Genomic DNA, 8379 nt, shown 5'->3' with positions numbered 1-8379 from the left:
AAAAAGGGGTGGACCGTACAGAGAGTAATGCGGATTCTTCAACTAAGCTTATTTGAACGAAAAGCTCTGAAAGAGTTACTAAACCCGTCACCGCCAGAGCGAAAAAAAAGGAACCCTCAGATGAGGATCCCTTTATGATTAAAAAATTGTGGGACAGCAGTGGGCGAATGCCTGTTTTTTTATTTTATTGCTCTTGTGTTCTAGGTCGTTCACCAATCACCGCTTTGAAAGAAAGTTTTTCACCATCTCTAAGTATTTCAATATCTATGCTTTCATCGGGTTTGAAACGAGCGATTTCAGTCATAGACTTTCTACCGTTCATTATGGGTTGTTTATTTATCGTTAACATAACATCGCCAGGCTGAAGCCCTGCTAAGTGTGCTGGTCCATTTCTAAATACGCCCGCAATAATAAGCCCTTGCATGTTTTTAAGGCCAAAGGATTCAGCTAGTTTCGGTGTTAATTCCTGAATCTCAATCCCCAGCCAGCCACGTACAACCCTTCCATATTTGATCAGATCTTGCATAACCTGTTTTGTTAAATTGGAAGGAATGGCAAACCCAATGCCTTGGGATCCACCCGATTTTGAGAATATAGCTGTATTAATACCAATTAAGTTGCCGTATGCGTCGATTAGTGCACCACCAGAGTTGCCTGGATTGATGGCAGCATCTGTTTGGATAAAGTCTTCATAAGTATTGATGCCTAAACTATGACGGCCTGTTGCGCTTATAATTCCCATAGTTACCGTTTGGCCGACGCCAAAAGGGTTGCCGATGGCTAAAACAACATCACCCACTCGGCTATTATCTGATTGGGTTAGAGCAATACTAGGAAGGTCTTCCATGGCAACTTTTAGAACGGCTAAGTCTGTTTCAGGATCGGTGCCAATCACTTCAGCTACAGCTTCACGGCCATCTTTTAACGCAACTATAATACTATCGGCGCCGGTGATTACATGGTTGTTAGTAACTATATACCCTTGGGAGGTAAGGATAACGCCAGAGCCTAAGCTTGATTGGATTCTCTCTTGTTGGGGGATGCTATCAGCATCAAAAAAGTTACGAAAGAAAGGGTCATTGAAGAGAGGGTGTACTTTCTGTTGAATAATAGTACGTGTATAAATGTTTACAACCGCTGGTGCGGCAACTTCGACAGCATCAGCATATGAGACTGGTCCTAGCCCTATGCCACTCTTAGGTATAGTGGGGGCTTCTCTGAATTTTATAGCCTGAGATTCTGATGAAAGTAGGCTGGGGAATAGCTGTAGAAGTAACACCGCTACGAGAACTCCTGCTAGAACCGGCCAAACAAGAAAATTTAATTTACGCATGTCTTATGTAATCAATTACCCAGAATAAGCATAGAATTATACGGCGTATTAAAGTTTTGTGAATGGATAAGATAATAATGTCAGTGAAACGTGAAGATTTAATGAATTATATCGATGCTCTTTTGGAGCCATCGCAGTTTAAAGACTATTGTCCCAATGGCCTTCAGGTGGAGGGAAAAGAGGTCATAGGTAAGCTGGTTTCTGGTGTGACAGCATCTCAATCGCTGATTGAGGCAGCTATAGCTGAGAAGGCGGATGCTATTTTGGTTCATCATGGTTTTTTTTGGAAAGGTGAAGATAGTTGTATTACTAAAATTAAGAAAAAAAGGATTAAGGCGTTACTTGACCATGATATCAGTTTGATCGCTTACCATTTACCTTTAGATGCACATCCGTTACTGGGTAATAATGCGCAATTGGCAGAACGCTTAGGGATTGAAATACTGTCAGGGCTGGAGCCTGATAACCCTCGGAGTATTGGTAATATTGGCCAGTTCCAGCGTACCTTTACTGCAGAGCAGTTAGCAGAGCATATAGGTTCTATTTTAGGACGAGAACCTCTATTGATTTGTGGGGGCGAGCATAAGATTAAAACGATTGGTTGGTGCACAGGAGGCGCTCAGGGCTATATAGATAAAGCAGTGGATTTAGGGGTGGATGCTTACATCTCAGGTGAAATTTCTGAGCCTACAGTCCATAGTGCTAGAGAGAATGGTATTCATTACTTTGCCGCTGGGCATCACGCCACCGAAAGGTATGGTGTGCAAGCACTGGGAGAGGCGCTTGCGCTGCATTTTGGTATAGAGCATCACTATATAGAGATAGATAATCCTGTATAGACTAAATTAACCGTCTAAAGCTTGTCTGACTTAGAGGCAGTGTATTGTTCTGTTATAACGGTGGGAGTCATAGCATGGCGTTTTTTCGGTTAATTTTAATAAATATGAGGGGTTTAATTTATATGAGTAGAGGTCAAACTGAAATTAACGCAAATTATTTAGAAGAAGCGCCGACTCTTGAGCAAATTAATGAGATGCCGGGAAATATTCTACTTGAGTTTGGTGCGCCTTGGTGTCCGCATTGTCAATTAGCACAGCCGATAGTGCAGGAGGAGTTAAAAGATCACCCTGAGCTTACCCATATCAAACTATATGATGGGAAGGGTAAGCCGTTGGGACGAGCATTTAAAGTTAAGCTTTGGCCAACTTTGATCTTGTTGCACAATGGCTTAGAGATTGGCCGTTTAATAAGACCTACAAATAGTGGTTATGTTCGTCATTTATTCTTATCCGCCCACTGATGGATTAGTCGTTTAGCAAAACACTCCAGAGGGGACTTGGTTATTGTGCAGTTTTTTCTGTTTTTTTGCTCGTGGAAAAGCAATAAATACAAAAAAAGGCTGGGCTAAAAATAGCGCAACCTTTAATTGATATACGAAAATCTGGTGCCGAGATAAAAGGATGATGGCTTATTTATTCTTGGCAATAGGAGGTACTATTTCCGCTGTAGTAGATTCATTCCCTTCTTTAGTAGGCTCTTCCTCAGCGGTTTCTTCTTTCAGACCAAAGGTTTCAGATAAGGTGCCTTCATCTTCAGGACTTTTGGGTGCGTAGTCTCGAGGAATGTCAGCTGTAACTTCTTCTGTTTTTTCAGCAGGTTCTTCAGACTCATTGTCCTGACTCTCGATTTTTGCATGCATAGCCGGTTCTAAGGCGAGATCAATGGTACCTGCTTTACATAAATCTACGGCACTGGTTGCTAAATGCTCATGAACTTCTTTATAGCTGTTGGTGAGGTTGTTAACTAGTGCAGCTGTTTTTTCAAAGTGTTCATTGACCTCTTCTTTATAGTTCTCAAGCTCTTTGGTTGTACTGTCTAATTGTTCAGTAAGTTCTGCTTGGCGATTAGAGGTGTTGCCTGAGCGCCCCATTAAAAAGCCGATAACAGCACCTATAAGTAAAGAAATAATGCTGATTAACCATAAATCTTCCACGGGATCTCCTTAATAACTTGCGAATATTAACTGATACACTATGCCATTCATTCTACAGAGTTGCTCCCTATTTTAGGCAGCCCAGAGCTTAGTTTGAGTAGCAGAAATTGCTTGTTTTGGCTGTTGTATAATAAGTGCTTAGCATAAAACAAATCTTGCGTGATGCCTATGGTTTGAGCATTCTACTTTTTGTAGTCGTTTAGGTGTTTTTTTGGTGCTTTATATAAGGAACTAGCTTTTCGGAACTCATCATATGCTTTGTTATTGTTGGTGGTTCTCTTGGGCTTCTTCATGTAATTGCTGCAGGTAATTAATCTGTTCTTCTAAAATAGCGCAAGCTAATTTTCTGTCTTGATTGCTGATAGCGTTAAATATTCTCTCGTGCTGACTGGTAATGATTTCTCTTTCTCTAAACCTGTAAGCGATCATATTTGATACAGGTTGAAGTGCTTCAATTAGAGTGTACATAATAAAGCTCAGCATTTTATTGTGACTGGAATCCGCAATTGCACGATGGAAACGAACATCTGCTGCACAGAATTCTTCAGGGCTGATATTTTTATTTTTTTGATAGATGAGGTGCTGTTCTAATCGTTTAAGGTCCTCTTCGGTACGATGTTGGCAGGCAAGGCGAAAGCAGTAACTTTCCATTTCAAGCCGAGTGCTGCTGATCTCATCTAATGAGACATCATTCATACTGACAAAAAGGGTGGTGGCGGTGGTTAAGTGGTCACTGAGTTCATTTGTTCCTAAATGATTGACAAAGGACCCTCCCGTTGGGCCGCGGCGTGAGCGGATGAGGTTTTTTGCGGCTAATCTTTTAAGCGCTTCTCTGATAGTTGGGCGAGATACTTGGAAGCGTTGCGCGAGCTCCTCCTCTGTGGGAAGTCGGTCGTCGGCTTTCAGAGTACCTTCTAAAATTGCCTCTTGAAGCTGGTCAGCTACCTGTTTTGATAAGCTGCTTTTGTTGATTGGCCCTATCTCTAAATTCACCTTTTACTCCGCTCGTTTAAATTCTTTACTAACCTAAGGTAGAAGATAAATTTAATTATAGCCTATTGATTCAATATTTATAGTATTTTATATTTGTATGACAAATTAACTTATTGAAGCGTTCAACGGAGATTAGTATGTTCAAAGCACTGGTTTTGAAACAAGATGAAGGTAAAACAACGTCTGCTATTGAGCAGTTAGCGATGAGCGACCTACCGGAAGAAGATGTCCTTATAAAAGTGGATTACTCTTCGTTGAACTATAAAGATGGTCTGGCTGTTACAGGTAAAGGTAAAATCATTCGCAATTTCCCAATGGTGCCTGGAATAGACCTAGTCGGTACTGTCGAAGATAGTGCAGATGCGCGTTATTCAAAGGGAGATAAGGTTGTTTTAACGGGGTGGGGCGTAGGTGAAATGTATTGGGGCGGATATTCCCAGTATGCGCGTTTGAAAGCTGATTGGTTGGTACCTTTGCCTGAAGGTATGGATCCGATTCGTACTATGCAAATAGGCACTGCCGGTTTAACTGCTATGTTATGTGTTATGGCTTTAGAAGAGGGCGGAGTAACACCTGAGAGTGGTCCTATAGTGGTGAGTGGTGCTGCGGGTGGAGTAGGGAGTGTTGCAGTCGCGATATTAGCTGGACTCGGTTATCAGGTAGCAGCGATTACTGGGCGTGCTGAGACTGAAGGTTACCTGCGTGGTTTAGGTGCAAGTGAAATTTTGAGTCGCGATGAGATGGCTCAGCCGCCAAGACCTTTAGAGAAACAGAGATGGGCGGGGGCTATTGATACAGCGGGTGATACTATACTAGCTAGAATGATTGCTGAAACAAATTATAGCGGTGTTGTTGCCGCTTGTGGTTTAGCGGCTAGTTTTAAACTCCCTTCTACTGTTATGCCTTTTATTTTACGTAATGTGCGCCTTCAAGGTGTCGATTCGGTTAGTTGCCCTTACGAGCGTCGTAATATGGCTTGGCAACGCTTACTGACTCAGTTACCAGAGAATGCTTTAGGTGAAATTGCTCAGATAATTGCTTTAGATAATGTGCCTGAATACGCAGAGAAAATCACTAATGGTCAAGTAAAGGGCCGTGTTGTTATTGATCTTAATGCATAACCCTTAAGGTTAAAAAAGGGCCTCATATGAGGCCTTTTTTTATCCGTAGATCCCATCTACTCTTGGTTTGATTAGAATCGTTGTGTATTTAATTAAGAATAAAACCCAAGCGATAACCCAAAGACTGCCAGAAATGTGCAAAGTACTCATGTAGGGTAAGGGCAGTATATCAATGCTGATACGGAATACCGCAGAGAGTATAAGTAATACAAATGCAGATATTATCATTGGGCCAGCGGTTAGCATTCGTCCTGTATGGCCGAGGGAGACCCTAGACATCATCCCTAAGGTAAGTCCGCCAATCCCCCCGGTAGCAAACGCATGATAAGCGATAGACTGATTAACCAAGTTTAAGGTGCTTAAAGCATAAAGTAGATAGCCAAAAGTGATAAAAAGATAACTAAGCTGAAGGATCCAAACCAGTGGTACAGTAAATATTTTGTTACTGAACCACCCGCCGAGCCGAATTAAATTCATCAGCCCAACAAGTGCACTGAAAAAAACAATAACCCCCGTATAGCTGGTCAGCGTAGATATAACCCAAATGGCGGTCATCGGAATAATTGAGCGTTCAATTATTGGAAACTTTCTGCTTTGAGTGCCTGCGACCCCTTTTTCTGTAAAAAAGGGTATAACGCGTCCGCCGACAATGCTAATGATCATAACAATCAGAAATAAACCTAATTGAATGCCTGTTGCTATAGTGTCTTCTGTTATGCCCATTAGATTTAGATGGATGAGTAAATTAGCGATAAAAAAGGCGAAAAGAATAGGGAGAAATAGAAAATTTCTATAGTTCTTGGATTTAATAATGGGCCAAGCGATGCTGATGGCAACGAGAGGTATAAAGATTAAATCTGTAATAGCGATGACTGCTTTGGGTATGCTTTCAAATGCAGGGAGTAGCCTAGCTAAGAGCCACACTAAAAAAAGCGCTGCTAAGGGCCAGCTATACAGGGTTTGTACATTAGTCCAAGTGCGAACGGCTGTGAGCAGAAAACCTGCAATGATGGCAATGCTAAATCCAAATATCATCTCATGAGCATGCCAAGTGATAGCTAAATCATAATAATGAGGTTGGTAACCTTGGCTATATATAACAAGCCAAAGAGTAATTAGGATAACAGCGCTGGCAGCTCCGGCTAAGAAAAATGGCCTAAAGCCTAGATTGAAAAGCGAGAAAGCTGAAGGTTCTCTGCGTTCCTGTAATTGAATCATCGAAATCTCCGCTGAAGGACTCTAGTGTTATACTAGGGATCTATTTTTATATTATGTATTATTTATACATGTTAATAAATATCTATCCTATAAACAGGTTAGAGTAGCGGTTTAGTATAGTTAATATAGTCTGTTGGGAGGTTGTGTGCGGCAATTGATTTTAGGGGGAGCTCGTTCTGGTAAGAGTCGTTTGGCACAAGAGCGAGCTACAGCGATTAATAAACCTGTTATTTATATTGCTACAGCCGATGCGGGTGATGCGGAAATGCAGCAGCGAATCGCGCTTCACCGCTCAGATCGTCCAGCGGAATGGAGGGTTAAAGAAGTACCTATTGATTTACCCCAAGCGCTTTCTGAATTAAGCGGCTCCGGTGAGACTGTTTTGGTTGATTGTCTTACGCTTTGGCTTACCAATTTATTGCTAAAAGATTTATCAGTCATGCAGCAAGGAATGCAAGATATGATAGCGGTGGTTACGGCTTTTAAAGGTGATTTGATCTTAGTTTCCAATGAGGTGGGATGGGGGATAGTGCCTATGGGTGAGCTAAGCCGTCAATTCCAAGATAATACTGGACGTTTACATCAAGAACTGGCCAAAATTGCGGAGCGCGTTACCTTGAGTGTTGCAGGTATTCCTTTAGATGTTAAAACAGAAAAACAGGTGGGTTTGTGAATTTAAAAGATTGGTTAGCGATTAGTGTTCAGCCCGTTGATCTCCATTATAAGGCGCTAGCAACTGAACGGCAGTCACAATTAACTAAGCCACCAGGTTCGTTAGGTTTATTGGAGGATATAGCGGTTCGTTTAGCAGGATTGCAAGCGGTTGAATGTCCCTCATGTGATCGTGTAGCCATCTCTATTTTTGCAGCGGATCATGGTGTAGCGAAACAGAAAGTGTCCGCGTTTCCTCAAGAAGTTACGACCCAAATGATTCTTAATTTTGCATCAGGAGGGGCTGCAATTTCTGTTTTAGCCCAACAGTTAAACGCTGATTTTGAGGTTATTAATCTTGGTACGGTTACACCTGTTGAACACCCTGATGTGATTAGTAAAGTTATAGCCGCTAGCTCCTCTGACTTTACTGAGACAGCGGCGATGAGTGTACCTCAATTAGAAGCCGCTCTTAATGTTGGAGCGGACGCGGTAATTAGAGCAGGGCGCCGAGGGGTTGAGTTATTTGTTGCGGGCGAGATGGGGATTGCTAATACCACATCAGCTTCAGCGCTTATGGCTGCTTTTCTTGATTTGAGTGGGGCCGATGTTGCAGGCTCAGGGACAGGTATAAGTTCGCAAGGGGTTCAGCATAAAGCCAAAGTGATTGATCAAGCATTGGTTTTACATCGAACGCAATTTTCCTCACCAATGGATATTCTAAAATGCCTAGGAGGGTTTGAAATTGCAGCGATGGTGGGAGCGTATTTAAAGGCGGCTAATCTAGGTATCACTATAGTGGTGGATGGCTTTATTAGTACGGTTGCGGCTTATATTGCGATTCAGATTAACCCGAATAGTAAAGATTGGATGGTCTTTGGCCATTGTTCGCCAGAAGCGTTCCATCAAGGTATTTTAGACTCTTTAGATATTCAGCCTCTGCTTGATTTAGGTATGCGTTTAGGGGAGGGCAGTGGTGCGGCTGTCGCCGTTAATATCATGAGAACCGCATGCGCGCTGCATCGTGATATGGCCACGTTTGCTGATGCGGGTGTCAGCCAATAAGTTGG

At 42.2% G+C, this 8379-nt stretch carries 9 protein-coding genes and 1 pseudogene; 6 read left to right on the top strand and 4 right to left on the bottom strand.

What is annotated here, in order from left to right; genetic code table 11:
• Positions 1-138 (top strand): annotated as a pseudogene (locus tag A3774_RS17060) (IS4 family transposase); the annotation flags it as partial.
• 46 nt (positions 139-184) lie between these two features.
• Here A3774_RS17060 and A3774_RS13820 read toward each other — a convergent pair.
• Positions 185-1333, bottom strand: a complete 1149-nt coding sequence (locus tag A3774_RS13820) for a S1C family serine protease (protein WP_067868749.1) — start codon at positions 1331-1333, stop codon at positions 185-187.
• A 77-nt stretch (positions 1334-1410) separates the two neighbouring features.
• Between A3774_RS13820 and A3774_RS13815 the strand changes: the two genes are divergently transcribed.
• On the top strand, positions 1411-2172 hold the full coding sequence (locus A3774_RS13815) for a Nif3-like dinuclear metal center hexameric protein (protein ID WP_067868748.1): 762 nt from the start codon (positions 1411-1413) through the stop codon (positions 2170-2172).
• 122 nt (positions 2173-2294) lie between these two features.
• Positions 2295-2633, top strand: a complete 339-nt coding sequence (locus A3774_RS13810; RefSeq protein ID WP_067868747.1) for a thioredoxin family protein — start codon at positions 2295-2297, stop codon at positions 2631-2633.
• 168 nt (positions 2634-2801) lie between these two features.
• On the opposite strand, the gene A3774_RS13805 is transcribed toward A3774_RS13810, so the two are convergent.
• Together A3774_RS13805 and A3774_RS13800 are read right to left on the bottom strand one after the other, a co-directional pair.
• Positions 2802-3326, bottom strand: a complete 525-nt coding sequence (locus tag A3774_RS13805) for a YhcB family protein (RefSeq protein WP_067868745.1) — start codon at positions 3324-3326, stop codon at positions 2802-2804.
• 261 nt (positions 3327-3587) lie between these two features.
• Positions 3588-4319 (bottom strand): FadR/GntR family transcriptional regulator, encoded by a 732-nt coding sequence (locus A3774_RS13800; RefSeq protein WP_067868742.1) that lies wholly within the window; start codon positions 4317-4319, stop codon positions 3588-3590.
• A gap of 137 nt (positions 4320-4456) precedes the next feature.
• On the opposite strand from A3774_RS13800, the gene acuI reads away from it, so the two are divergent.
• Entirely contained in the window at positions 4457-5440 is a 984-nt protein-coding gene (acuI, locus tag A3774_RS13795) for an acrylyl-CoA reductase (NADPH) (RefSeq protein ID WP_067868739.1), read from the top strand.
• A 39-nt stretch (positions 5441-5479) separates the two neighbouring features.
• On the opposite strand, the gene A3774_RS13790 is transcribed toward acuI, so the two are convergent.
• The gene (locus tag A3774_RS13790) at positions 5480-6658 is read right to left on the bottom strand and encodes an NnrS family protein (RefSeq protein ID WP_067868736.1); all 1179 of its coding nucleotides are present in this window, start codon (positions 6656-6658) and stop codon (positions 5480-5482) included.
• Between the two features lie 145 nt (positions 6659-6803).
• Between A3774_RS13790 and cobU the strand changes: the two genes are divergently transcribed.
• Together cobU and cobT are read left to right on the top strand one after the other, a co-directional pair.
• Positions 6804-7331, top strand: coding sequence for a bifunctional adenosylcobinamide kinase/adenosylcobinamide-phosphate guanylyltransferase (gene cobU / locus A3774_RS13785; RefSeq protein WP_067868733.1), 528 nt, complete (start codon positions 6804-6806; stop codon positions 7329-7331).
• On the top strand, positions 7328-8374 hold the full coding sequence (cobT, locus tag A3774_RS13780) for a nicotinate-nucleotide--dimethylbenzimidazole phosphoribosyltransferase (RefSeq protein ID WP_067868730.1): 1047 nt from the start codon (positions 7328-7330) through the stop codon (positions 8372-8374). Before cobU ends, cobT begins: the two co-directional genes overlap by 4 nt.
• The last annotated feature ends 5 nt before the right edge of the window (positions 8375-8379 follow it).

This window comes from Neptuniibacter marinus, from assembly GCF_001597725.1.
Lineage (GTDB): Bacteria > Pseudomonadota > Gammaproteobacteria > Pseudomonadales > Balneatricaceae > Neptuniibacter > Neptuniibacter marinus.
This window is presented reverse-complemented; position numbering and strand designations above follow the sequence as displayed.